Origin of the sequence: Streptomyces sp. NPDC058653 (assembly GCF_042716895.1) — a bacterium.
Lineage (GTDB): Bacteria > Actinomycetota > Actinomycetes > Streptomycetales > Streptomycetaceae > Streptomyces.
This window is the reverse complement of sequence record NZ_JBHXRM010000029.1, coordinates 87,120-110,588: the sequence shown is the minus strand read 5'-3', so window position 1 is coordinate 110,588 and position 23,469 is coordinate 87,120. Positions and strand designations below refer to the sequence as shown.

General features: G+C 72.0%; 21 protein-coding genes and 1 pseudogene. 11 read left to right on the top strand and 11 right to left on the bottom strand.

Going from position 1 to position 23,469, the window contains the following annotated elements; translation table 11 throughout:
• Positions 1-77: 77 nt before the first annotated feature.
• The gene (locus ACFWU9_RS24030; protein ID WP_384321660.1) at positions 78-515 is read right to left on the bottom strand and encodes a DUF4442 domain-containing protein; all 438 of its coding nucleotides are present in this window, start codon (positions 513-515) and stop codon (positions 78-80) included.
• Positions 516-623: 108 nt separating this feature from the next.
• Between ACFWU9_RS24030 and ACFWU9_RS24025 the strand changes: the two genes are divergently transcribed.
• A complete protein-coding gene (locus ACFWU9_RS24025) occupies positions 624-1,688 on the top strand; it encodes a hypothetical protein (RefSeq protein WP_384321642.1) in 1,065 nt (354 codons plus the stop codon).
• Positions 1,689-1,723: 35 nt separating this feature from the next.
• On the opposite strand, the gene ACFWU9_RS24020 is transcribed toward ACFWU9_RS24025, so the two are convergent.
• The 3 genes from ACFWU9_RS24020 to ACFWU9_RS24010 form a co-directional block, all read right to left on the bottom strand.
• Positions 1,724-2,569, bottom strand: coding sequence for a spermidine synthase (locus tag ACFWU9_RS24020; protein WP_384321640.1), 846 nt, complete (start codon positions 2,567-2,569; stop codon positions 1,724-1,726).
• A gap of 86 nt (positions 2,570-2,655) precedes the next feature.
• Complete coding sequence (tuf, locus tag ACFWU9_RS24015) at positions 2,656-3,834, bottom strand: elongation factor Tu (protein ID WP_384321638.1); 1,179 nt, start codon at positions 3,832-3,834, stop codon at positions 2,656-2,658.
• A 294-nt stretch (positions 3,835-4,128) separates the two neighbouring features.
• Positions 4,129-4,827: a DNA alkylation repair protein gene (locus ACFWU9_RS24010; RefSeq protein ID WP_384321636.1), complete on the bottom strand. Its 699-nt coding sequence runs from the start codon at positions 4,825-4,827 to the stop codon at positions 4,129-4,131.
• A 138-nt stretch (positions 4,828-4,965) separates the two neighbouring features.
• Here ACFWU9_RS24010 and ACFWU9_RS24005 point away from each other — a divergent pair, with 138 nt between their 5' ends.
• The 5 genes and pseudogenes from ACFWU9_RS24005 to ACFWU9_RS23985 all read left to right on the top strand — a co-directional run bounded on the left by ACFWU9_RS24005 (position 4,966) and on the right by ACFWU9_RS23985 (position 10,154).
• Positions 4,966-5,715: a TVP38/TMEM64 family protein gene (locus tag ACFWU9_RS24005; protein WP_384321634.1), complete on the top strand. Its 750-nt coding sequence runs from the start codon at positions 4,966-4,968 to the stop codon at positions 5,713-5,715.
• 197 nt (positions 5,716-5,912) lie between these two features.
• Positions 5,913-6,668 carry a (5-formylfuran-3-yl)methyl phosphate synthase gene (locus ACFWU9_RS24000; RefSeq protein ID WP_384321632.1) on the top strand — a complete coding sequence of 252 codons (756 nt, stop codon included), beginning with the start codon at positions 5,913-5,915 and terminating at the stop codon, positions 6,666-6,668.
• Between the two features lie 8 nt (positions 6,669-6,676).
• Complete coding sequence (locus ACFWU9_RS23995) at positions 6,677-8,080, top strand: aldehyde dehydrogenase family protein (RefSeq protein WP_384321630.1); 1,404 nt, start codon at positions 6,677-6,679, stop codon at positions 8,078-8,080.
• A pseudogene (locus ACFWU9_RS23990) lies at positions 8,077-9,168 on the top strand (NAD(P)-dependent alcohol dehydrogenase); the annotation flags it as partial. The gene ACFWU9_RS23995 and the pseudogene ACFWU9_RS23990, both read left to right, overlap by 4 nt.
• Positions 9,169-9,245: 77 nt before the next feature.
• The gene (locus ACFWU9_RS23985; protein ID WP_384321628.1) at positions 9,246-10,154 is read left to right on the top strand and encodes a class I SAM-dependent methyltransferase; all 909 of its coding nucleotides are present in this window, start codon (positions 9,246-9,248) and stop codon (positions 10,152-10,154) included.
• Between the two features lie 93 nt (positions 10,155-10,247).
• Here ACFWU9_RS23985 and ACFWU9_RS23980 read toward each other — a convergent pair whose 3' ends face one another.
• The 4 genes from ACFWU9_RS23980 to mutA are packed head-to-tail and all read right to left on the bottom strand — an operon-like array spanning position 10,248 to position 16,453.
• The gene (locus ACFWU9_RS23980; protein WP_384321625.1) at positions 10,248-11,357 is read right to left on the bottom strand and encodes an enoyl-CoA hydratase/isomerase family protein; all 1,110 of its coding nucleotides are present in this window, start codon (positions 11,355-11,357) and stop codon (positions 10,248-10,250) included.
• On the bottom strand, positions 11,354-12,370 hold the full coding sequence (gene meaB / locus ACFWU9_RS23975; protein WP_384321622.1) for a methylmalonyl Co-A mutase-associated GTPase MeaB: 1,017 nt from the start codon (positions 12,368-12,370) through the stop codon (positions 11,354-11,356). Before meaB ends, ACFWU9_RS23980 begins: the two co-directional genes overlap by 4 nt.
• A gap of 4 nt (positions 12,371-12,374) precedes the next feature.
• Positions 12,375-14,576: a methylmalonyl-CoA mutase gene (scpA, locus tag ACFWU9_RS23970; RefSeq protein ID WP_384321619.1), complete on the bottom strand. Its 2,202-nt coding sequence runs from the start codon at positions 14,574-14,576 to the stop codon at positions 12,375-12,377.
• Positions 14,573-16,453, bottom strand: coding sequence for a methylmalonyl-CoA mutase small subunit (gene mutA / locus ACFWU9_RS23965; RefSeq protein WP_384321617.1), 1,881 nt, complete (start codon positions 16,451-16,453; stop codon positions 14,573-14,575). Before mutA ends, scpA begins: the two co-directional genes overlap by 4 nt.
• Before the next feature lie 405 nt (positions 16,454-16,858).
• On the opposite strand from mutA, the gene ACFWU9_RS23960 reads away from it, so the two are divergent.
• The 4 genes from ACFWU9_RS23960 (at position 16,859) to lnt (ending at position 20,662) form a co-directional block, all read left to right on the top strand.
• Positions 16,859-17,731, top strand: coding sequence for an undecaprenyl-diphosphate phosphatase (locus ACFWU9_RS23960; protein ID WP_384321616.1), 873 nt, complete (start codon positions 16,859-16,861; stop codon positions 17,729-17,731).
• A 264-nt stretch (positions 17,732-17,995) separates the two neighbouring features.
• A complete protein-coding gene (locus ACFWU9_RS23955; protein WP_384321614.1) occupies positions 17,996-18,166 on the top strand; it encodes a hypothetical protein in 171 nt (56 codons plus the stop codon).
• Between the two features lie 181 nt (positions 18,167-18,347).
• Positions 18,348-18,809: a nuclear transport factor 2 family protein gene (locus ACFWU9_RS23950; RefSeq protein WP_384321612.1), complete on the top strand. Its 462-nt coding sequence runs from the start codon at positions 18,348-18,350 to the stop codon at positions 18,807-18,809.
• Between the two features lie 248 nt (positions 18,810-19,057).
• Positions 19,058-20,662, top strand: a complete 1,605-nt coding sequence (gene lnt, locus ACFWU9_RS23945) for an apolipoprotein N-acyltransferase (RefSeq protein ID WP_384321610.1) — start codon at positions 19,058-19,060, stop codon at positions 20,660-20,662.
• Here the strand turns inward: lnt and ACFWU9_RS23940 are convergent.
• On the bottom strand, positions 20,586-21,491 hold the full coding sequence (locus tag ACFWU9_RS23940; protein WP_384321608.1) for a Gfo/Idh/MocA family protein: 906 nt from the start codon (positions 21,489-21,491) through the stop codon (positions 20,586-20,588). The genes lnt and ACFWU9_RS23940 overlap by 77 nt on opposite strands.
• Positions 21,492-21,710: 219 nt before the next feature.
• On the opposite strand from ACFWU9_RS23940, the gene ACFWU9_RS23935 reads away from it, so the two are divergent.
• Entirely contained in the window at positions 21,711-22,151 is a 441-nt protein-coding gene (locus ACFWU9_RS23935) for a hypothetical protein (RefSeq protein WP_384321606.1), read from the top strand.
• 6 nt (positions 22,152-22,157) lie between these two features.
• Here ACFWU9_RS23935 and ACFWU9_RS23930 read toward each other — a convergent pair whose 3' ends face one another.
• Together ACFWU9_RS23930 and ung are read right to left on the bottom strand one after the other, a co-directional pair.
• Positions 22,158-22,613 (bottom strand): hypothetical protein, encoded by a 456-nt coding sequence (locus ACFWU9_RS23930; protein WP_384321604.1) that lies wholly within the window; start codon positions 22,611-22,613, stop codon positions 22,158-22,160.
• A 145-nt stretch (positions 22,614-22,758) separates the two neighbouring features.
• Positions 22,759-23,442 (bottom strand): uracil-DNA glycosylase, encoded by a 684-nt coding sequence (gene ung / locus ACFWU9_RS23925; protein ID WP_384321602.1) that lies wholly within the window; start codon positions 23,440-23,442, stop codon positions 22,759-22,761.
• Positions 23,443-23,469 lie beyond the last annotated feature (27 nt).

Sequence of the window (23,469 nt, the reverse complement as noted above, 5' to 3'; positions counted from 1 at the left end):
TTCCAGGCGCTCGCCGGGCAGCCTACCGGTGCGCGACAGACGCCGATGACCGGCCCCGGTCGTCGGCGCCGGCCGGGTCAGGCGTGGGGACGCAGCGTCCAGACGATGGTCATCTCACCGGTGACGGCGCCGTCCTCGCGGGTGAAGACGACGGTGACGGGGAATTCGGGACGTCCGCCCCCGTCGAGTTCGGCGACGACCTCCGCCACCAGCCGGTCCACGGTGGCGGTCGCCGTGACGACTCCCTTGGCGAGCTTCTTGTAGCCGATCTCCGCCTTGACGACGAGCGGTACGGCGCGGCTCAGCTGGTCGCCGAAGGCGGCGAGCACGACGGCGCCGCTGACGGTGTCGCCGAGGGTGAACATCGCGCCCGCGTGCGGGCCTCCCACATGGTTGTGGAAGGCGGGCTGGTCCGGCAGCCGTACGACGGCACGGTCGGCGGAGGTCTCCAGGAACTCGATGTTGAGGGTCTTCGCCATGGGAACGGTGGCGGCGAGCATCTCGCCGACGGTCATCCGATCAGAAGTCATACAACCTGATATTACTCACGGGTAGCATCAGTTGCCATCCTGCGACAGGGCGGCCGTAGCAGCGCGGGGACGGCCCCTCTATCGTTACTCGCCATGTGGCCAGGACAGCAGCCGCCCGGGGGCGAGCCAAACCCGCAGGATCCGAATTCGAACCCGTACCAGCAGCCGGGGTACCAGCAGCCGAATCCCTATCAACAGCCGGGGTACCAGCAGCCTGGTTACCAGCAGCAGCCCGGGTACCCGCAGCAGCCGGGACCCCACCAGCCCAACCCATACCAGCAGCCGACCGTGCCGCAGTACGCGGTCCCGGGGCAGCCGGGCGGGCCGGGCGGCCCCGGCGGTCCCGATCCCTCGCAGGACAGGAAGCGCACGAGGACGGTCGCGATCATCGCCGTGGCCGCGGTCGTCGTGGCGGCCGCCGCCACCGGCTTCTTCGTGATGCAGGGCGACGACGAGAGCTCGAACGTCGCCGAGGACCCCAAGGCGTCCGAGTCGAAGGAGCCGAAGACGAAGCCGTCGGCCCCGGACAACCCGCGCGACGGTTCGAGTGTCGGCAAGCCCACCATCGCGGGCTGGAAGGTCGTGACCAACCCCAACCACGGGACGCAGTTCGACGTTCCCGCCGACTGGGTGGTCGAGAAGCCCGACACCTTCTCGGGCTTCGAGGATGTCGAGAAGGGCGACGGCTCGCCCGCCATCACCTTCTCCGCTCCGGCTTTCCTCAAGACCAACTGGTGCGAGCAGGACAGCGACCAGGACGGCACGATGGAGGACGTCGGCCTCGGCGGTACGGGCACCAAGGGCGGCAAGGGGGCCAAGGACACGGCGACCGCCGCCAGCAACGAGTCCGGCAGCTGGGTCTGGGCCGCGTACGCCCAGGAGGCCAGCAAGGCCGAGCAGCAGAAGGCGATCAAGGTCGAGAAGTCCAAGGCCTACACGACCAAGGCCGGACTCAAGGGGCACTACTCGACGGCCGCCAGCACGGGCCTGCCGAAGAAGGAGAAGTGCGACACCGACGGCAAGTCGATCGCCTTCACCTTCACCAACGCCAAGGGCGACTTCACGACCTGGGTGCTGTACGGCGCCAGGGGCGTCGAGGACGAGATCCCGGACGAGACACTGATGAAGATCATGAGCACCGTCCGGCTGGCGAAGTAGCCGACGGGCCCCGCCCGAGGGCGGGGCCCGCGCTCTCAGCCGATGCTGAACGCCCCTTCGGGCGGCTCGGGCGACGCGACCGCGTCGGCGTCCCGTACGACCCGCGCCGCTCCGGTGAACCGCCGCAGGGACGCGCCGTGTTCGACACGCGCCGGGAAGGCGTCCGACGCGGTCCGCCGGGCCAGCGCCGCCGTGTCGATCGGCGCGTGCGAGGCGAGGAGTACGGCGTTGCCGAACCGGCGTCCGCGCAGCACGGACGGTTCGGCGATGAGCGCCGTCTCCTCGAACACCGAGGCGAAGGTGGCCAGTTGGGAGGTAAGAAAGGTGAACGGCGCGCCGTCGGCGAGGTTGGCCGCGTAGAGGCCGTCGGCCCGTAGCACCCGCTCGGCGAGGCGGGCGTACTCCACGGACGTCAGATGGGCGGGCACCCGCGAGCCCCCGAAGACATCGGCGACGAGCAGATCCACCGAGCGGTCCGGCGCCGTGGCGAGCCAGGCGCGGGCGTCGGCGTCGTGCACGGCGATCCCGGACCCGTCCGGCAGCGGCAACTCCTCGGCGACCAGGGCGAGGAGCGCCCCGTCGGCGTCGACCACGTCCTGCGTCGAGCCGGGCCGGGTGGCGTGCACGTAGCGGGGCAGGGTGAGGGCTCCGCCGCCGAGATGGAGGACGGCGAGCGGGTCGCCCTCGTCGGCCGCGCAGTCGAGGACGTGCCCGAGGCGCCGGGTGTACTCGAATTCGAGATGGGTCGGTTCGTCCAGGTCGACGTAGGACTGGGGCGCCCCGTCGACCGTCAACAGCCAGGCACGCTCGCGGTCCACGTCGGGCAGCAGCCGGGCGGTGCCGTGGTCGACGGTCCGGATGACGGGAATGGCTTCGCTCACCGTCCCATTGTGCGTGCCGGGTCCGACGGGGCCGACCGCGCCCGCCCCTCCGGGTGGAGGAGACGGGCGAGGCCCGGCCGGGCCGGTCAGATCAGCTCGGTCACCGTGCCCGCGCCGACCGTGCGCCCGCCCTCGCGGATCGCGAAGCCGAGACCCGACTCCAACGGCACGTCCCTGCCCAGCTCGACGGTCAGGGAGACCGTGTCACCGGGTCGGGCGACCGCGAGTTCGCCGAGGTCGATGTCGCCGACCACGTCCGCCGTGCGGATGAAAAACTGCGGCCGGTAGCCCGTCGTGACCGGGGTGGTGCGTCCGCCCTCCTTCGCCGACAGGACGTACACCCGCGCGGTGAATCGCCGGCTCGGTACGACGCTGTCCGGCGCGGCCACCACATGCCCCCGGCGGATCGCGTCGCGCGCCATGCCGCGCAGCAGAAGCGCCACGTTGTCACCGGCCTCGGCGGACTCCATCGGCTTGCCGAAGGTCTCCAGCGAGGTGACCGTGCTGAGCTGCGGGCCGGACTCGGCGCCGAGCACCTCGATCCGGTCCCCCACCCGTACCGTGCCGCGCTCGACGGCGCCGGTGACGACCGTGCCGCGCCCGGTGATGGTGAGGACGTTCTCGACCGGGAGCAGGAACGGCGCGTCGGTGTATCTGACGGGGATCGGCACATAGGTGTCGACCGCGTCGAGCAGCGCCACCACGGCCTCGGTCCAGCGGGGGTCGCCCTCCAGCGCCCGGAGTCCGGAGACCCGGACGACGGGGACGCTCTCCCCGCCGTACCCGTGCGCGCTCAGCAGTTCGCGTACTTCGAGCTCGACCAGGTCGGTCAGCTCGTCGTCGCCCGCGTCGGCCTTGTTGAGGGCGACGACGATGTGGTCGACGCCGACCTGGCGGGCGAGGAGCACGTGCTCGGAGGTCTGCGGCATGATCCCGTCGAGCGCGGACACGACGAGGATCGCGCCGTCGAGCTGGGCGGCGCCGGTGACCATGTTCTTGATGTAGTCGGCGTGTCCGGGCATGTCGACATGGGCGTAGTGCCGGGTGTCCGTCTCGTACTCCACGTGCGCGATGTTGATGGTGATGCCGCGCGCCGCCTCCTCCGGGGCCCGGTCGATCCGGTCGAACGGCACGAAGGTGCCGCTCCCGCGCTCGCTGAGGACCTTGGTGATGGCGGCGGTCAGGGTGGTCTTGCCGTGGTCGACATGGCCCATGGTGCCGATGTTGAGGTGTGGTTTGGTGCGCACGTATGCCGTCTTGGGCATGGCTGACGTGTTCCTTCCGGGAACTCGAAGCGTGTAGAGGACCCCCGGGGCCTTGCCGACCCTCCCCCTGCGGGGTCCGCCGGACGATCCGGGAAGGGTCAGCTTCGGGCGCCGTCGAGGGGCGCCGCCGCGGCAGCTTCCGCTGCCGCCGCTTCGGCGTCCGCTGCGAGGAATGCGGCAGCCTTCGGCGCGTCCGCGACCGCGGACGACGCTGCGTGGAAGGCGTACCGGAACATGTCGTCGATGATGTCCGACCGGTGGCGGGCCGTCGACAGGTTTTCCTCCGGCCGCGGCTCAGAGGTGTTTCAGCGCCTCGCGTACGGAGAGGGGCGAGAGCCGGTCCCTGGCGCCCGCCACGAAGTTCTGGACGGCCGCCGGGTCCGTTTTCGCGTACTCGCGCAGGGACCAGCCGATCGCCTTGCGGATGAAGAAGTCGGGGTGCCCGGACTGCCGGAGGCAGTAGCGGAACAGCCGCTCGGTGTCGGTGGCCTCTCTGTAAGCGAGCTGGTGCAGCAGCGCCGTGCGGGCGATCCACAGGTGCTCGTCCTCGATCCAGGCGTCCATCTCCCGCACCAGCGCGTGGTCGGCGGCGACGAGCCCGCCGGCGAGATGGACGGCGAGGAGGTCGACGGTGTCCCACCAGGGGACCGTGGAGACCAGGTGCCGTACGACGGGGAGGAAGCCGGACGACAGACGCCCGACGTACCGGCGGAGATAGTCGATCGCGAAGTACTGGTACTCCCGCTCGGGCAGCTCCCAGCAGCGCAGCGCGATCGCCACGCAGTCCGTCTCGTCGGGAGCGGGCAGCGAGTCGAGCACCTGCCGTGACAGCGCGCGCCGTTCGGGCGCGGGAATGCCGAGGAAGGGGGCGACGCCCTTGAGATATGCCGCCGACCGCTCGGCCCGTACGGGATCGGCGGCTGTGGCGTACGCGACGGTGAGCCGTCCGAGAACGGTGTCGGCGAGCGCGCTGGGCGGCGGTGCGAGCGTCATGACATGCAGGTTATGCGCCGCCACCGACAACGCGTGGCGGAGCGTGTACGTCCTCGGCCGGACCGCCCGGTGCCCGAGTGGCCCTTGTCTCCCGGCCCTTGACGACGATCACCACTCTTCGTCGGTTAGTCTCCCCGCATGCTCGACCCTGTCGACAGGTCGTTCGCCGGCCTCACGGTCCGCTGGACAAGGGTGCTGCTCTCACCCTGGTCCAGACTCTCTCTTCTGGTTCTCGTGCTGGCGTGCGCGGGGGCCGCTGTGCTTGTCTACGAGCCACAGAAGCTCGTATCGGCCGGCTGGCCGGAGCTGAGCGGCGGCGCCGCCGTGGTGCTGTTCTCCCTCGCGTACGGGCTCTGCACGGCGGCCTTCGTCCCCCGTCCGCTGCTGAACCTCGCGGCGGGCGCGCTGTTCGGTTCGCAGTTGGGCCTCCCGGCGGCGATGGCGGGCACCGTGCTGGGCGGTGCCATCGCTTTCGGACTCGGCCGTTTCCTCGGTCAGGAGGCGCTGCGTCCGCTGCTGCGGGGCCGCTGGCTGACGGCGGCGGACGGGCAGTTGAGCAAGCACGGCTTCCGTTCGATGATGGTGATCAGGCTGTTCCCCGGTGTGCCGTTCCAGGCCGCCAACTACTGCGCGGCGATATCGCGCATGCGCTGGGGGCCGTATCTGCTGGCGACGGCCCTCGGGACGATCCCGAATACCGCGGCGTACGTGGTCGCGGGGAGCCAGGCGGGGTCGCCGACGTCGCCGGCGTTCCTGTTCTCGATGGGGTTCATCGTGCTGACGGGGGCCGCCGCGGCGGTGGTCGCCTGGCGCAAACGCCACCGTCTGCGCCCCGCAGCGGCGCCCCGGCCTCCTACGGAGGAACGGGTTCCGGAGCCGGTGCCGTAGGGGATGTGCGGCGTCCCGTGTGACCTCCTGCGCGCGCTGGGGGGCGTGGGGCGGGGAGCGCAGTGACCCGTTCGGTACTCCGCGCGCCCTGCCGGTGCTGATCGCGCTCCGGCGATGATGAGCGGACCGCACGTGATCCAGACGACTCCGCGGCCCCGGCCCTTCGGCAGAGGGACACGCGGTGGAAGGAATCCACGGTGTTGCTCCTCATCTCTCCCGACAGTGTCGAAGAGGCCCTCGACTGCGCGAAGGCCGCCGAACACCTCGACATCGTCGATGTGAAAAGACCTGCCGAGGGCTCGCTCGGCGCCAACTTCCCCTGGGTGATCAGGGCGATCCGTGACGCGGTCCCGGCGGACAGGCCGGTGTCCGCGACGGTCGGGGACGTACCGTACAAGCCGGGCACGGTGGCCCAGGCCGCGCTCGGCGCGGTGGTCTCCGGCGCCACGTACATCAAGGTCGGCCTCTACGGGTGCACGACGCCCGAGCAGGCCACCGATGTCATGCGCGGGGTCGTCCGGGCCGTGAAGGACCACCGGCCGGACGCGTTCGTCGTCGCCTCCGGTTACGCGGACGCCCATCGGATCGGCTGCGTCAACCCGCTCTCGCTGCCCGACATCGCCCGGCGGTCCGGCTCCGACGCCGCCATGCTCGACACCGCGGTCAAGGACGGGTCGCGGCTCTTCGACCACGTACCGCCCGACGTCTGCGGGGAGTTCGTCAGACTGGCCCACGAGTCCGGTCTGCTCGCCGCCCTCGCGGGCAGCGTCAAGGTGGCCGACCTCGGCGAGCTGACGCGCATCGGCACGGACATCGTGGGGGTACGCGGGGCGGTCTGCGAGGGAGGTGACCGTACGACCGGGAGGATCCAGCCGCATCTGGTGGCCGCCTTCCGGGCGGAGATGGACCGGCATGCCGAGGAACACGCGGCCACCGTCGCCGCCGCGAGCTGACCGCCGGCATGGCGACCGGACGCCCCGCCCGCGCGACGGCGGCCGGCGGTGAGCGCTTCAGCGTCATCGATCCGGCGACGGGCGAGGCCTTCGACGACGCTCCCGCCCAGCGGCCGGACGAGCTGGACGCCGTGGTCGACCGGGCTCATGAGGCCTGGCTCGGCTGGCGGTCCGACCCCGTAGCCCGTTCCAAGGCACTGCTCGCGGCCGTCGACGCCGTCGAGGCGGCCGGGTCCGATCTCGCTCCCCTGCTCACCCGGGAACAGGGCAAACCCCTGGCGGAGTCGTACGCGGAGATCGCCCGCACGGCCGCGCGCCTGCGCTACTTCGCCGAGTTGGTGCCCGGGCCGCAGAGGATCACGGACGGCCGGCCGGTGCGGAGCGAGATCCGCTGGCGCCCGCTCGGGCCCACCGCCGCGATCGTTCCCTGGAACTTCCCGCTCCAGCTCGCGTCGGCGAAGTTCGCGCCGGCGCTCGCCGCGGGGAACACGGTGGTGCTCAAGCCCTCCCCGTACACGCCCCTCGCCACCCGTCTGCTGGGGTCCGTCGTCGCCGGCGCCCTCCCCGAGGACGTACTGACGGTCGTCACCGGTCCTGAACCGCTGGGCGCCCGTCTCGCGTCCCACCCGGGGATCCGTCATGTGACCTTCACCGGTTCGGTCCCCACCGGGCGGGCCGTCGCGGAGGGCGCGGCGGCCTCCCTGGCCCGGGTCACCCTGGAGTTGGGCGGCAACGACGCCGCCGTCCTGCTGGACGACGTCGATGTGGAGCGGATCGCGGAGCGGCTGTTCTGGGCGGCGTTCCGCAACTGCGGTCAGGTCTGTATGGCGGTCAAACGGGTCTACGCACCCGCCCGGCTCTACTCACGTGTCGTCGACGCGCTGGCCCAGCAGGCCCGGGCGGTCGTCGTGGGACCGGGGCTCGACCCGGACTCGCGGCTGGGGCCGGTCAACAACGCCGCCCAACTGACCAGGGTGGAGAGGTGCGTTGACCAGGCCCTGTCGGCGGGCGCCCGTGCCGTGGCCGGTGGTCACCGGCTGGAGCGGCCGGGCTACTTCTACGCGCCGACGATCCTGGCCGATGTCCCGGCCGACTGCGCCGTGGTGACGGACGAGCAGTTCGGCCCGGTCCTGCCGGTGCTCCCGTACGGGGACGTCGACGAAGCCGTCGAGGCGGCCAACGGCACCGGCTTCGGGCTGGGCGGCTCCGTCTGGGCCACCGATCCCGACCGGGCCGAGGCGGTGGCCGACCGGCTGGAGTGCGGGACGGCGTGGATCAACCACCACGCGGAACTCTCCCTCGCCCAGCCCTTCGCGGGCATCAAGGACAGCGGTGTCGGCGTCGCGGGCGGGCCGTGGGGGCTCTACGGGAATCTCCGGCCGTTCGTCGTGCACCGTCCGGGGGCGGCGTGAGGAGGCGTTTCGGCGCGGCGGTCCTGCGCTCGTACGAGAGGCGTTTCGCCCTTGAGGAGGTGATCCTCGACTCGGGACCGGCGGACGGCGAGATCCTGGTGAGGATCGCGGGCTGCGGGATGTGCCGGACCGATCTCGCGGTCCGCCGTTCGGCCGGCCGCTCGCCGCTGCCCGCCGTGCTCGGCCACGAGGGGGCGGGCGTCGTGGTGGAGACGGGCGGCCCGGGCACCGGTCTGAGCATCGGCGACCATGTCGTGCTGAGCTTCGACTCCTGCGGACACTGCCGGAGTTGTACGGGCGCGGCCCCCGCCTACTGCGACTCCTTCGCCGCGCTCAACCTCTTCGGAGGGCGCGCGGAGAACGCGGCCCGGTTCACCGACGCGGCCGGGGGCGTACTGGCCCCCCGCTGGTTCGGCCAGTCCTCCTTCGCCCAGTACGCGATGGTCCCGGCCCGCAACGCGGTGCGGGTCGACCGCTCGCTGCCCCTCGAACTGCTCGGACCGCTCGGCTGCGGCTTCCTCACCGGCGCCGGAGCGGTCCTGAACTCCTTCCGCGTCGGCCCCGGCGACACGATCGCGGTCTTCGGCGTGGGAGCCGTCGGCCTGGCCGCGGTGATGGCGGCGACCGCCGCCGGGGCGGTCACCGTGGCCGTCGACCGCCATCCGGAACGGCTGGCCCTCGCCGAGCGGTTGGGCGCGGTGCCGCTGGAAGCGGCGCCGACCGGTCTGCCCGGCCGTGTCCAACGGCTGACCGAGGGCGGGGCGCGGTACGCGTTGGACACCACCGGCTCCGCCCGGCTGATCAACGACGCGCTCCGGGCGCTGCGCCCGACGGGCCACCTCGGCCTGGTGGCACGGCTCCACACCGCGCTGCCGCTCGAACCGGGGACGCTGGACCGGGGCCGGCGAATCTCCCACATCTGCGAGGGGGACGCGGTGCCGGGGCTGCTGATCCCACGGCTGACCGGGCTCTGGCGGGCCGGGCTGTTCCCCTTCGACCAACTGATCCGTACGTATCCGCTCGCCGACATCAACGAGGCCGAACGCGATTGCGAGGCGGGCCGTGTGGTCAAGCCCGTCCTCATTCCGGAGGGCGGCGGTGCGACGGACGCGCGGCTTCCGCGCACGCCCCGTCCTCGGTCCCTGCTCGTACCCACGGAGGACGCATGACCGGCACACTGCATCGGAGCACCGGTACGGAAGGCGTGGACGGGGGTGTCGGGGTGACCGCCCTGCTGGTCGCGGCGGCGCGGGCGATCGAGACCCATCGCCCCGACAGCCTGGCGCAGGACGTGTACGCGGAGCACTTCGTGCGCGCCGCGCCGGCGTGCGCGGGCTGGCCCGTCCATATCCGGCAGGTACCGGACGGGGACGCGAACCCGTTGTGGGGGCGCTTCGCGCGCTACTTCGGTCTGCGGACCCGGGTGCTGGACGATTTCCTGCTCGACTCGGTGCGCGCGGGAGGCGCCCGCCAGGTCGTGCTGCTCGGGGCGGGGCTGGACGCGCGGGCCTTCCGGCTCGACTGGCCCTCCGACTGCGTGATCTACGAGATCGACAGGGAAGGCGTCCTGGCGTTCAAGCACCAGGTGCTCGGCGCGCTGTCGGCCACCCCGAGCGCGACGCGCGTGCCGATCCCGGTGGATCTGCGTGCCGACTGGGTGAGCGCGCTGACCGGCGCCGGGTTCGACCCGACCGCGCCGAGCGTCTGGCTGGCCGAGGGGCTGCTGTTCTATCTGCCGGTCACCGCCGAGACCTATCTCATCGACACGGTGGACCGGCTGAGTGCGGGCGGAAGCGCTCTCGCGTACGAGGTCAAGCTGGAGAAGGACCTGCTGGCGTACCGCGACAGCGCGCTCTACACCGCCACGAGGGAGCAGATCGGTATCGACCTGCTCACTCTGTTCGACGGCGAGCCGCGGCCCGACTCGGCGGCGGACCTGGTGGGCAAGGGCTGGTCCGCGGAGGTCCACACCCCGTTCCACTTCACCCACCGCCACGGGCGCGGCCCGCGGCCCGAGCGGAACGACGCGCTGGAGGGCAACCGCTGGGTGTTCGCGAACAAGCCCCGGCCCTGATTCCACGCGTCCTCCTTACAGAGGACGCGTGGACGAAGGCCGAGAGGCCACGCGAGGGCGAGGAGGGAAGCGAGGGCCGGGAGTGCACAGAGGCTAGGAAACGGCCTCCGGCCGTGCCAGCCCCAGGTCTCCCCCCGCCGGTACGGCGGAGAAGCGGGCCACGTCCGCGTCGGTGACCAGTTCCAGCTCCGCCGGCGCCCAGTGCGGCATCCGGTCCTTGTCGATCACCTGAGCCCTGATCCCCTCCACCAGGTCCGGCGTGCGCAGCGCCGCGCAGGACGCCCGGTACTCCGCGTCCAGCACCTCTTCGAGCGTGCCCAGCGCCCGCGCGCCCCTCAGGGCGGCGAGCGTCGCCTTCAGGGCCGTGGGGGACCTGGTGAGGATGGTCTCCGCCGTCTGCTTCGCCGCCCGGTGACCGCAGCCGAAGAGCCGGTCCACGATCTCCTCCACCGAGTCCGCCGCGTAACACGTGTCGATCCAGGCGCGGTCGGCGGCCAGTTCGCCCCCGGGCGGCGGCGCCGCGTGGCGCCCGAGCGCCACCGGCACCTCCGTGGAGGCGAGTTCGGCCGCCAGGGCGGGCAGCCGGTCCGAGGGGACGAAATGGTCCGCGAGACCGCAGAGGATGGCGTCGGCCGCGCCCACCGCCGCACCGGTGAGCGCGAGATGCGTGCCGAGTTCGCCGGGTGCCCGGGAGAGCAGATACGTACCGCCGACGTCCGGTACGAGGCCGATGCCGGTCTCGGGCATGGCGACCCTGGAGCGTTCGGTGACGATCCGGACGTTCCCGTGCGCCGAGACGCCGACGCCGCCGCCCATCACGATGCCGTCCATGAAGGCGACGTACGGGCCCTCGTGGCGGGCGATCCGGGCGTTGAGGCGGTACTCGTCGCGCCAGAACGCGGGCGAGGCCGTACCGCCCGTAAGCGCGTCCTCGTGGATCGCGCGGATGTCGCCGCCGGCGCACAGCCCGCGCTCCCCGGCGCCGTCCACGACCACCGTGTGTACGGAGGGGTCGCCCTCCCACGCGGTGAGCGCGGCGTCGATACGGGACACCATCGTGTGGGTGAGCGCGTTGAGCGCGCGTGGCCGGTTGAGCGTGAGACGCCCGGCGCGGCCCTCCCGCCGTACGAGAACGGTGTCGTCCTCCTGGGGAAGGCCGCCCGTCGAAGGCGCGTCGGGGGCCCCGGCAGCGCCCGTGGTCACCGTGCCCCTCCTTCGGCGTCCACCGGCAGCTCCAGCGCCTCGACGATCCGCTCGGCGGCCAGGGTGGCCGTCAACGTGCCCTCCCGTACCGCCTGTTCGAGCCCGGGGGCCAGGGACCGTACGCCCGGATGGCTCCGCAGCCGGTCCAGCAGATGGTCCCGGACCATCGACCAGGTCCAGTCGACCTGCTGGTCGCTCCGCTTGCCCTTGAGGCGCCCGCTGGTGTCCAGGACCTTGCGGTGCTGTTCCAGGCGCTCCCAGACGGCGTCCAGCCCCGTTCCCTCGCGGGCGCTGCAACTCAGCACGGGCGGCGTCCAGGCAGCGTCGACCGGGTGCATCAGCCGCAGGGCGCCCGCGAGTTCACGCGCGGCCGACCTGGCGTCCTTCTCGTGCGGCCCGTCCGCCTTGTTGACGGCGATGAGGTCGGCCAGCTCCAGCACGCCCTTCTTGATGCCCTGGAGCTGGTCGCCGGTGCGGGCGAGGCTCAGCAGCAGGAAGGAGTCGACCATGTTGGCGACGGCTGTCTCCGACTGGCCGACGCCGACGGTCTCGACGAGCACCACGTCGTAACCGGCCGCCTCCATCACGATGATCGTCTCGCGGGTCGCCTTCGCGACGCCGCCCAGGGTGCCCGCCGTGGGTGAGGGCCGGACGAAGGCCGCCGGGTCGACGGCCAGGCGCTCCATGCGCGTCTTGTCGCCGAGGATGGAGCCGCCGGTCCTGGTGGAAGAGGGGTCGACGGCGAGGACGGCGACCCGGTGCCCGAGGCCGGTGAGCATGGTGCCGAGGGCGTCGATGAAGGTGGACTTGCCGGCGCCGGGCACACCGCTGATGCCGATCCTGCGCGCCGTGCCGGAGTACGGCAGCAGCGCGGTCAGGAGCCGCTGGGCGAGTTCGCGGTGGTCGGCCCGGGTGGACTCCACCAGGGTGATGGCGCGCGCGACGGCCGAACGGGAGCCGTCGAGCACGCCCTTGGCGTAGGCGTCGATGTCGATGGTGTTCCGAGGAGCCACCGGCTCACCGCTCGTGGCCGAGAGCGCCGGCCAGGGTCGTGAGCAGGTCCTGCGCGGCGTCGGGGATGACCGTGCCGGGCGGGAAGACGGCCGCGGCGCCCGCGCGGTGCAGTTCGTCGATGTCACCGGGCGGGATCACACCGCCCACGACGATCATGATGTCCTCGCGGCCCTCCTTGGCGAGTTCCTCGCGCAGGGCGGGCACCAGCGTGAGGTGTCCGGCGGCCAGCGACGACACCCCGACGATGTGCACGTCGGCCTCGACGGCCTGCCGCGCGACCTCGCCGGGCGTCTGGAACAGCGGGCCGACGTCGACGTCGAAGCCCAGGTCGGCGAAGGCGGTGGCGATCACCTTCTGGCCGCGGTCGTGGCCGTCCTGGCCCATCTTGGCGACCAGGATGCGCGGGCGGCGCCCCTCGGCCTCCTCGAACTCCTCGACGGCGACCCGGGTCTGCTCGACGGCCGGTGACGTGCCGGCCTCGTTCCTGTACACACCGGAGATGGTACGGATCTGGCCGGAGTGGCGCCCGTACGCCTTCTCCAGGGCGTCGGAGATCTCACCGACGGTGGCCATGGCGCGGGCCGCGTTCACGGCGAGGGCCAGCAGGTTCCCGTCGAGGCCCCGGGTCGATCCGGCCTCGGCCGCGCCGGTGAGCGCGCGCAGCGCGTCCTGGCAGGCGGCCTCGTCGCGCTCGTCGCGGAGCCGACGCAGCTTGGCGATCTGCTGTGTCCGTACGGAGGAGTTGTCGACCGACCGGACCTCTATCTGCTCGTCGGTCTCGACGAGGTACTTGTTGACGCCGATGACCGGCTGGCGTCCGGAGTCGATCCGGGCCTGGGTACGGGCCGCCGCCTCCTCGATCCGGAGCTTGGGGATGCCCGCCGCGATGGCCTGCGCCATGCCGCCGGCCTCCTCGACCTCCTCGATGTGCTGCCAGGCGCGGCGCGCGAGGTCGTACGTCAGCTTCTCGACGTACGCGCTGCCGCCCCACGGGTCGATGACACGGGTGGTGCCCGACTCCTGCTGGAGCAGGAGCTGGGTGTTGCGGGCGATGCGCGCGGAGAAGTCGGTGGGCAGGGCCAGCGCCTCGTCGAGCGCGTTGGTGTGCAGCGACTGGGTGTGGCCCTGGGTGGCCGCCATCGCCTCGACACAGGTGCGCGGGACGTTGTTGAAGACGTCCTGGGCGGTGAGCGACCAGCCGGAGGTCTGCGAATGGGTGCGCAGCGAGAGGGACTTGGCGTTCTTGGGGTCGAACTTCTTGACGAGCCTGGCCCAGAGGAGCCGGGCCGCGCGCAGTTTCGCGATCTCCATGAAGAAGTTCATGCCGATGGCCCAGAAGAAGGAGAGCCGGGGCGCGAACGCGTCGACGTCGAGGCCCACGTCGAGTCCGGCGCGCAGGTACTCCACGCCGTCGGCGAGGGTGTAGGCGAGCTCCAGGTCGGCCGTCGCGCCGGCTTCCTGGATGTGGTAGCCGGAGATGGAGATGGAGTTGTAGCGCGGCATCTTCTGCGAGGTGTACGCGAAGATGTCGGAGATGATCCGCATCGAGGGCGCGGGCGGATAGATGTAGGTGTTGCGGACCATGAACTCTTTGAGGATGTCGTTCTGGATGGTCCCGGCCAGCTTCTCCGGCGGTACGCCCTGTTCCTCGGCCGCGACGATGTAGAGCGCGAGCACGGGCAGGACGGCGCCGTTCATCGTCATCGACACGGTCATCCTGTCCAGCGGGATGCCGTCGAAGAGCTGGCGCATGTCGTAGATGGAGTCGATGGCGACGCCGGCCATGCCGACGTCACCGGTCACACGCGGGTGGTCGCTGTCGTAACCGCGGTGCGTGGGCAGGTCGAAGGCGACGGAGAGGCCCTTCTGCCCGGCGGCGAGGTTGCGCCGGTAGAAGGCGTTGGACTCCTCGGCGGTGGAGAATCCGGCGTACTGACGGATCGTCCACGGCTGGTTGACGTACATCGTCGGGTAGGGGCCGCGCAGATACGGCGCGATGCCGGGGTACGTCCCGAGGAAGTCGAGGCCCGCGAGGTCCTCCCGGGTGTACAGCGGTTTGACGTCGATGCCCTCGGGGGTGTTCCAGACGAGGTCGGCGTCGCTCCTGCCGGTGGTCTCCTTGACGGCGGAGCGCCACTGGTCCTCGGTGGCGCCGGTGGCCGCGGCGGGGCCCAGGTCGATGCCGGTGAAATCGGGGACGGTCATGGCGCCACTCCAAGGTGGTCGAGGGCGGCGGAGAGTACGGCGACGGCGTCGACGCCCATGGCGACGAACTCGTCGACTCCGGCCCGGGTGAGGGTCTCTCGCTGTTCGCCGGGGCGGCCCGCGAGGTACACGCGGGTGGCTCCGGCCGATTTCAGTGCTTCGGCGACCTCCGCGGCCTGCTCGGCGTAGAGCGGGTCGCTGGAGCAGAGGCAGGCGATGGTCGCGCCGCTGGCGGTGAGGGCGGCCGCCACGGTGGTGGCGTCGACGGTGACCGGGTCGTGGACCGGTTCGATGCCGCCGGACTGGAAGAGGTTCGAGGCGAACGTGACGCGGGCGGTGTGCGCGGCGGCCGGTCCGAGCGCGGCCAGCAGGACGCGCGGGCGGGCGCCGGTCGCGGCGAGATGGGCGTCGGAGCGGGACCGCAGCGCCTCGAAGGCGTCGTCGCGGTGGACGGTGGGCAGTCCGCCGACGGGGGCCGGGGGCGGTGTGTCGCGTACGACGGGGACCTCGGCGAGCTGGGGGAACTCGCTGACACCGGTGACCGGTTCGCGTCGGCGGGCCAGCTTCTCGGAGCGGGTCGCCCAGGTCGCGGCGAGGCGTTCGGCGACGAGGCCGCCCCGCAGCGCGGCGCGCTGGCCGCCGGCCCGCTCGATCTCCTGGAACCAGGCCCAGGCGGCGTGCGCGAGGTCGTCGGTGAGCTTCTCGACGTACCAGGAGCCGCCCGCCGGGTCGATGACCCTGCCGAGGTGGGACTCCTCGATGAGGATGGTCGAGGTGTTGCGGGCGATGCGCCGGGCGAAGCCGTCCGGCAGCCCGAGTGTGTGGTCGAAGGGCAGCACGGTCACGGAGTCGGCGCCGCCGACCCCGGCGGCCAGCGAGGCGACCGTGGTGCGCAGCATGTTCACCCACGGGTCGCGGCGGGTCATCATCACCGAGGAGGTGACGGCGTGCTGGCGCTGTGCGGCGCCGGCCGGTCCCGCTCCGGCGACCTCGGCGACACGGGCCCAGAGCCTGCGCGCGGCGCGCAGCTTGGCGATGGTCAGGAACTGGTCGGCGGTGGCCGCGTACCTGAACTCCAGCTGGCCGCAGGCGGCTTCGACGGAGAGCCCCGCGGCGTCGAGGTCGCGCAGCGCGGCGACACCGGCGGCGAGCGAGCAGCCGAGTTCCTGGGCGGCCGAGCCGCCGGCCTCGTGGTAGGGCAGCGCGTCGACGACGAGGGCGCGCAGTCCGGGGTACTCCTGGTCGCACAGCCGGGCGAGTTCGGCGGCGGCGTCCTGGAGGCCGGGGGTCTCCTCGCCGGTGCGGGCGAGGCGTCCGAGCGGGTCGGCGCCGAGGGTGCCGCGCGCCTGGTCGCGCGGGACGTCGCGTTCGTCGTAGAGACGCAGCAACTCGGCGGCGGCGCCCGGGAATTCGTCCCCCGCGTCGAGCGCGACGGGGGCGAGGTCGAGATAGACGCCGTCGAGGGCGTCGCCGAGTGCGGAGACCGGCACGCCCGTCTCTCCGACGGCGATCCAGAGCGAGGTGGTGCCGTTCGCCAGGTCTTCGAGTACGGCCTCGTTGGTGCGCGCCGCGTCGGTGCGCGCGTGGCGCTGGCGTACGTCCCAGCCGCTCGGTGTCGGGCCGCCGGGGGTGCCGCCCCGGGTGAACGGGGCGAAGCCCGGCAGGCCGCCGTCCCCGGGATCGTCGGCGGCGGTGTAGAGGGGACGGGTGGTCAGCCCGTCCTCGATGGTTGTCGAGAGTGCGTCCTCGGCGTCGGTCCCCGAGACGTTCCGACCGGTTTTCCGGAGTACCCCCTCCACCAGACCCTGCCATTGGTCATGGGTCGGTTCGGGGAACTCAGCTGCCAGCGATAGCCCGCTGTCGGGCAGGAGCGTCATGGCCGAGATGGTAGGGCAGGGCCTTCAGGAGCCATCAGGTTGGACCCGTGTGACCTTGCCCTCTCTGCCGTACGCCCCCTGAGTGCACCCCTATGCGCCCCCTAGCGACCCCCTCAACAACCCCTTTCCGACCCTCGTTTTCGAGCCAGGTGTCGCCCTCGGTGCGGCGCCGGTCGCGGTGCGTCCCGCGGCCGGGCGGCCGGGCGTACGGCGTCCGGGCAGGGGGTTGGCGCCGTCCCATAATCATCAACGGCTACGCTGCCCCAGACCGGCGCGTGATGGGCACCCCCATACACCCGCGCAGACGAGCGATTCCGCGCGCCAACTTATCCAGTCCGCAACCCGCCACTGCCCCGTGTTCACACCGGCCGGTGCACGATCTTTTCTTGGATGGCGTAGCACCCAATGTCTTGGTTCGAATCACTCATCCTCGGACTCGTCCAGGGGCTGACCGAGTTCCTGCCCATCTCCTCCAGCGCGCATCTGCGGCTCACCGCGGCGTTCGCCGGATGGCACGACCCGGGTGCGGCGTTCACCGCGATCACCCAGATCGGTACGGAGGCGGCGGTCCTCATCTACTTCCGCAAGGACATCGCCCGGATCGTCTCGGCCTGGTGCCGCTCGCTGACGAACAAGGCGCTGCGCGCCGACCACGACGCGCAGATGGGGTGGCTGGTGATCGTGGGCTCGATCCCCATCGGTGTGCTGGGGGTGACGTTCAAGGATCAGATCGAGGGGCCGTTCCGTGATCTGCGGCTGATCGCGACGACGTTGATCGTGATGGGCATCATCCTCGGCATCGCGGACCGGCTGGCGGCGCGCGACGAGGCGGGCGGTAAGCACCGCGCCGTCAAGGAGCGCAAGACGCTGAAGGAACTGGGCGTCAGGGACGGTCTGATCTTCGGGTTCTGCCAGGCCCTTGCGCTGGTTCCGGGTGTCTCGCGGTCGGGCGCGACGATCAGTGGTGGTCTGCTGATGGGCTACACGCGTGAGGCGGCGGCGCGTTACTCGTTCCTGCTGGCCATCCCGGCCGTACTGGCCTCCGGCGCCTTCGAGTTGAAGGACGCGGGCGAGGGGCATGTCTCCTGGGGGCCGACGATCTTCGCCACCATCATCGCCTTTGTCGTGGGATATGCAGTTATCGCATGGTTCATGAAGTTCATCACCACCAAGAGCTTCATGCCCTTCGTGATCTACCGGGTCCTGCTCGGCATACTGCTGTTCGCCCTCGTCGGTACGGACACCCTGAGCCCGCACGCGGGCGAGTCCGCCGGCTGACCGGGCGGGGCCGGCTCTCCGGCCCCCTCTCCCAAACAGCGCCCCAAACCCCGTCCCAAACCCTCGTCCGGGCCGTCGTACGGGCCCGGTGTGCTCAAGGACACGTCCCGGCCGTCACCCGGTCCCGAACCGCCGGGTGACGGCCGGAACCCTTGCCACGACAGGGCTCCGAGCTGACGCACCGTGGGGTTGCGCTGTCCCCGTGTGAGCTATCCCGCTCCCGGAACGGCCCGGGAGCGGCGCGGGGGCCCGTACGGTTGCCGTATGTCCACAACTTCCTCCCCCGCGTCCGCGGCGTCCGGCGCCGTCGCGGCCAACGAGCGCATCCGCGCCCTGGTCGAAGCGGCCGACGGCACGTGGCCGGCCGAGGAGTACGAGGTCCTGCTGCTGGAATGGGCGGCGGCCCTGCACGACGCGGTCGACGAGGCCGCCTAGGACGTACGCCCAGGGGCGCGTTTCGACAGTCGGGAGTCGGGCCCGGTCTCGCGGTGACACCGCGGGCCCGGGCCTTTCGCATGGTCCGAGCCCCCGAATCGGTGACGGGCGCGGCCGACCGGACGACCGGCGGATGCGCCCACCCCTTGGCCTGGGGCCCGCGCTGCCGGAGACTGATCAGATGACGCAGCGTGTGGATCTCGCGACCGTGATGGACCGGCTGGCTGTCGACGAGGTGATCAGCGGCTACGCGACGGCCATGGACGACGGCGACTGGCCCGGCTTCCTCGCGCTCTTCACCCCCGACGGACACGCCGACCACCGGGCCGCCGGCGGGATCGAGGGGTCGGCGGCGGAGGTGGCCGACTGGCTGGCCGGCGTCCTCGGCGGCTTCCCCGTACGCCAGCATCTGATCGGCAACCGCCGCGCGACCTTCGAGAACCTCGACGGATATCCGGGCGGCGACCGCGCGGACGTACGGGCCGACTGCCTGAGCACGATGTTCCCGGTGTCCGGCGAGACGACGCTCGCCATCAGCCGCTACACCTTCGGCCTCGTCCGCACCGAGGACGGCTGGCGGCTGCGCACCGTCGTGGCCGGGGAGAAGGCGCGGCGCGGCCCCGGTGGTACGGCAGGCGGCTGACCCCCCGGCGGCGACCGCCGCCTTCCCCCCGGTGCTCCCCCGGGGGCCGGTACCTCCCCTGGCCGATGTGACAACGGGCGGACACACCGGGGTGCGCTCTGTCTCCCCGCGCCTTCTCTCCCTCACACTGATCCGGAAGGCACTGCCCACCGGCACGTTCAGTGACCCCGACCGGCCCGAGGCCGATCGGCGCCGTTGACCCGTACCGCTGATCTGCACCGCCCACGGGCGGGACGAGGGGGCGCGGCATGCAGGTTTCCGTCGGCCGGCGGGAGACATGGGTCCGGCGGCTGGAATCGCCGGTGTGGCGAGGATGCGTGGTCCTGGTGGCCGGTGCGCTGCCGGCGTTCGCCTTTCCGGAGGCGAACTTCGCGTGGTTCGCCTACATCGCCCTCGTGCCGTGGATGATGCTGCTGCGCACGGCTCCGACCGGCCGCCGCGCGTTGCTGGACGGCTGGATCGGCGGGCTGGGCTTCATGCTCGCCGTCCATCAGTGGCTGATCCCGAGCCTGCATGTGTTCATCGTGGTGCTGGGCGGGTTCCTGGGGCTGCTGTGGGCGCCCTGGGGCTGGCTGGTCCGCATGCTGCTGCGCGGGCGTCCGTCGGTCCGGCGTGCGCTCGCCGCCGTGGTGGTGATCCCGTCGGGCTGGCTGATGATCGAGACGGTGCGCTCCTTCGACGGTCTGGGCGGTCCCTGGGGGCTGCTGGGCGCCAGTCAGTGGGACGTGCCGCCCGCGCTGCGGCTCGCCTCGGTGGGCGGCGTGTGGCTGGTGACCCTTCTGGTGGTCGCCGTGAACACCGCGCTGACGGTGCTGCTGACGGTCACCTCGGCCCGTGCGGTCGGGGTGGCGGGTCTCGTGGGGTGCGCCTTCGCGGTCTCCGTCGCCTGGGTCTGGGCACCGCTTCCCGGGAACGCCGGGCACGCCCGGATCGCCGTCGTCCAGCCCGGTGTCATCGACGGGGTCGAGCGCCGTTTCGTCCGCAGCGAGGAGCTGACGCGCACGCTCGGCGGGCGGAGTCTCGATCTCGTGGTGTGGGGCGAGAGCAGCGTCGGCCGCGATCTCACCCTCCGGCCCGATCTGGCGGACCGTCTCGCCACGCTCTCACGCCGGGTGGGCGCGCCGATCCTGGTCAACATGGACGCTCCCGGCTCCGACCAGGCGGGGCGTACGGGGATCTTCAAGAGCGCCGTGCTGGTCGGTCCCGACGGCCTGACCGGCGATCGCTACGACAAGATGCGGCTGGTGCCGTTCGGCGAGTACATCCCGATGCGCGACGCGCTCGGCTGGGCGACATCGGTCGGCAAGGCGGCGTCCCAGGACCGCAGGCGCGGCGAGCATCAGGTGGTGATGGTGCTGCCCGTGCCGGGTCAGGGGGAGAGACTGCGGATCGGCCCGCTGATCTGCTTCGAGTCGGCCTTCCCCGACATGAGCCGGCAGTTGGTTCGGGACGGCGCGCAACTGCTCGTGGCGCAGTCGTCGACGTCGACCTTCCAGCAGAGCTGGGCGCCCGAGCAGCACTCCACACTGGCCGCGCTGCGGGCGGCCGAGACCGGCCGCCCGACGGTGCACGCCACACTGACCGGTGTCAGCGCGGTGTACGGCCCGGAGGGGACGCGGGTCGGACCCGAGCTCGGCACGGACCGCAGCACCAGCGCCGTCTACGACGTTCCGCTGGCGCGCGGCACGACCGCGTTCGTCGATCTGGGCGCCTGGCCGCTCTACGGCGCGCTGGCCGTGCTCGCCGCCCTCTGCGCCTTCGAGGGGACCCGGGCGCTCAGACGGCCTGGGCGCGGGCGGCAAGAACCACCCGCTCACACAGCTCATGTGTCGAAAGAGCGTCCCGGGCGCTGAGCGTCTTCCCTGCGCGTACGGCGTCGAGGAACGCCAGTACGCACTGCTCGATGCCGCGCTGCTTGGCCACCGGCACCCAGTCGCCCCGCCTGCGGACGCTGGGCTGGCCCTTGTGGTCGACGATCTCGGCGATGTTGTGGACGGCCCGCTTGGTGTCCTGCCCGGAGACTTCGAGGATCTCCTCGGTCGAGCCGTTCATCCGGTTCATCATGCCGATCGCGGTGAAGCCGTCGCCGGAGAGCTGGAGCACGACGTGGTGCGTCAGCCCCTCGCGGATCCGGGCACGGACGTCGACGTGCTCGACGGGGCCGGGGAGCAGGAAGCGCAGGGTGTCCACGACATGGATGAAGTCGTCCAGGACGAGGAGGCGGGCGTCCTCGGGCAGTCCGATGCGGTTCTTCTGCATGAGGATCAGCTCGCGGGGATGTTCCAGGCACTGCGCGTAGGCGGGCGCGAAGCGCCGGTTGAAGCCGACGGCCAGGCTCGTCCCGCGCTCCTCGGCGAGGGTGACGAGACGCTCGGAGTCGGCCAGTTCGTACGCGAGGGGCTTGTCGACGAAGGTCGGCACACCGGCCTCCAGCAGCCGGGTGACGATCTCGGCGTGGGCGGAGGTCGGAGCGTGGACGAAGGCGGCGTCCAGGCCCTCGGCGAGCAGCGATCCGAGGTCGGTGTGGCGTCGCCCGGCGGGGACGCGGTGGATCTCGCCGACCCGGGTGAGGGTGGCGGGGGTCCGGGTCTGCAGGTGGAGCTCGATCCCGGGCAGCGTGGTGAGCACCGGCAGATACGCCTTCTGGGCGATGTCCCCGAGCCCTATGCAGCCGACCTTCACGTGGGTCTCCCTGTCGCCTTGCCGCGGTCCGGATCTCGCGCGCCGGTGTGCGGGGGTCCGCCTCGCGGACCCTGATCCGCAGCATACGGGCGGTACGCCGGCGGCAGGTGGGCGACGCCCGGGTGGGGGCGGCAACCCACGGGCGGGCGGTGTCACCCGTGCGGGTCACACCGGGCCGTTACGTCCCCGACTCGGCGGCGGGTCAGCAGAGTTGGCCCGGTGACGCGGCGAACGAGAACGACAGCGGTCCTCCTGCTCGGTGTGGCGGTCGGCGGGGTGTCGGCCTGTGTGGCGGTGGAGCCCGTGGCCGGGGCGGGCGGGGGAGCCGTACGGGAGGCATCGCCCGCGGTCACCGTGGCCCCGCGGATCGCGCAGCCGCCGGCGCGCGAGGCCCTGGAGGCGGCGGGGGCGCCGTACGCGCGTACGCCGCCCCCGAAACCGCCCGCCGTGTCGGAAGCGGTCCGGCCGCCGCCCGAGCCGCCACGTCGGCGTGCGGCCGTACAGCGGTCCGTACCGCCGGCCCCCGCGCCGTCCGTCCCGGCTCCCCCGGTGGCGCTGCCGGACACGGGCGCGGAGCTGTGCGCGCTCGGTGAGCGGTACGGGGGCTGGACGCCGGACAGCCAGGTGAGCCGCGTCTGTGCGCGGACGTACGGCGGCTGACTCCGGTCAGTCGTCGAGCAGCTGCCGCTCCAGTCGGCCGATGGCGGTCCGGACCCCGTTCCCGTACCCGTCGTCCCCGAGCGCGTTCACGGCCGCGCGTGCCCGGGAGAGATGGAGCCGCGCCGCGTCGGGGCGCTGGAGTTTCATGTAGTCGGCGGCGAGGTTGAGATGGAGCGAGGGGTAGAAGGCCCGTACCGCCGGGGAGGCGCGGGACGGGGCCGGGCCCTCGGCGGCCGTGAGGGCGCGCAGGTCCCAGGCCAGTTCGTCGCCGGGATCGTCCTGGGTGTCCGCCATGTAGTGCGCGAGTGTGCAGCGGTGGAGCGGGTCGCCGGACTCGCCGATCTCGGTCCACAGGTCGCCGAACCGGTTGCGGGCCTCCTCGCGGTCACCGCCGTGGAGCAGTATGACCGCCTGCCCGATCCTGGTCAGGACGGCGTCCTCCGACACCTCGCGCCGCTCCATCGCTGCCGCCTCCCGCGCCCGTCCGGTCGATCCCGTCCGGCCCGACGCTAACCGCCCCGACCTGCAATTCCGTACAGGCTCACCCGCCCGGCGCGGACCGCCGGGCGGGGCCGGGGACGGGGGCGCCGGGCGGGGCGGGACCGGATCAGCCCAGGTCGGGGACGCGCCAGTCGATCTCCTTGTGCCCCTGTGCGGCGATCGCCTCGTTGATCTGGGTGAACGGGTGCGAGCCGAAGAACTTCTTCGCCGACAGCGGTGAGGGGTGCGCGCCCTTCACGACCACATGCCGCGACTCGTCGATCAGCGGCAGCTTCTTCTGGGCGTAGGCACCCCAGAGCACGAAGACGGCGGGGTCGGGGCGGGCGTCCACCGCGCGGATCACCGCGTCCGTGAACTGCTCCCAGCCCTTGCCCTTGTGCGAGTTGGCCTCGCCGGCCCGTACCGTCAGAACGGCGTTGAGCAGCAGCACGCCCTGCTCGGCCCAGGGCATCAGATAGCCGTTGTCGGGCACCGGGTGGCCCAGCTCCTCCTTCATCTCCTTGTAGATGTTCCGCAGGGAGGGAGGCGTGCGCACACCGGGGCGCACGGAGAAGCAGAGGCCGTGTCCCTGGCCCTCGCCGTGATACGGGTCCTGGCCGAGGACCAGGACCTTCACGTCGTCGTACGGCGTGGCGTCGAGCGCGGCGAACACCTCGTCGCGCGGGGGGTAGACCGGCCCCTTCGCCCGCTCCTCCTCGACGAACTCGGTGAGCTCCTTGAAGTAGGGCTTCTGCAGTTCCTCGCCGAGGACACCGCGCCAGGACTCGGGCAGCATGTCGGTGTCGGTCACGTCAACAACCTCCGGTAAACGATCAGT

Bases quoted from the DNA above. Each gene is read 5' to 3' on its own strand.
- ACFWU9_RS24030 (WP_384321660.1), bottom strand. From the start codon at position 515: ATGACCGTCGGCGAGATGCTCGCCGCCACCGTTCCCATGGCGAAGACC.
- ACFWU9_RS24025 (WP_384321642.1), top strand. From the start codon at position 624: ATGTGGCCAGGACAGCAGCCGCCCGGGGGCGAGCCAAACCCGCAGGAT.
- tuf (WP_384321638.1), bottom strand. From the start codon at position 3,834: ATGCCCAAGACGGCATACGTGCGCACCAAACCACACCTCAACATCGGC.
- ACFWU9_RS24010 (WP_384321636.1), bottom strand. From the start codon at position 4,827: ATGACGCTCGCACCGCCGCCCAGCGCGCTCGCCGACACCGTTCTCGGA.
- ACFWU9_RS24005 (WP_384321634.1), top strand. From the start codon at position 4,966: ATGCTCGACCCTGTCGACAGGTCGTTCGCCGGCCTCACGGTCCGCTGG.
- ACFWU9_RS23995 (WP_384321630.1), top strand. From the start codon at position 6,677: ATGGCGACCGGACGCCCCGCCCGCGCGACGGCGGCCGGCGGTGAGCGC.
- ACFWU9_RS23985 (WP_384321628.1), top strand. From the start codon at position 9,246: ATGACCGGCACACTGCATCGGAGCACCGGTACGGAAGGCGTGGACGGG.
- scpA (WP_384321619.1), bottom strand. From the start codon at position 14,576: ATGACCGTCCCCGATTTCACCGGCATCGACCTGGGCCCCGCCGCGGCC.
- mutA (WP_384321617.1), bottom strand. From the start codon at position 16,453: ATGACGCTCCTGCCCGACAGCGGGCTATCGCTGGCAGCTGAGTTCCCC.
- ACFWU9_RS23960 (WP_384321616.1), top strand. From the start codon at position 16,859: ATGTCTTGGTTCGAATCACTCATCCTCGGACTCGTCCAGGGGCTGACC.
- ACFWU9_RS23955 (WP_384321614.1), top strand. From the start codon at position 17,996: ATGTCCACAACTTCCTCCCCCGCGTCCGCGGCGTCCGGCGCCGTCGCG.
- ACFWU9_RS23950 (WP_384321612.1), top strand. From the start codon at position 18,348: ATGACGCAGCGTGTGGATCTCGCGACCGTGATGGACCGGCTGGCTGTC.
- lnt (WP_384321610.1), top strand. From the start codon at position 19,058: ATGCAGGTTTCCGTCGGCCGGCGGGAGACATGGGTCCGGCGGCTGGAA.
- ACFWU9_RS23930 (WP_384321604.1), bottom strand. From the start codon at position 22,613: ATGGAGCGGCGCGAGGTGTCGGAGGACGCCGTCCTGACCAGGATCGGG.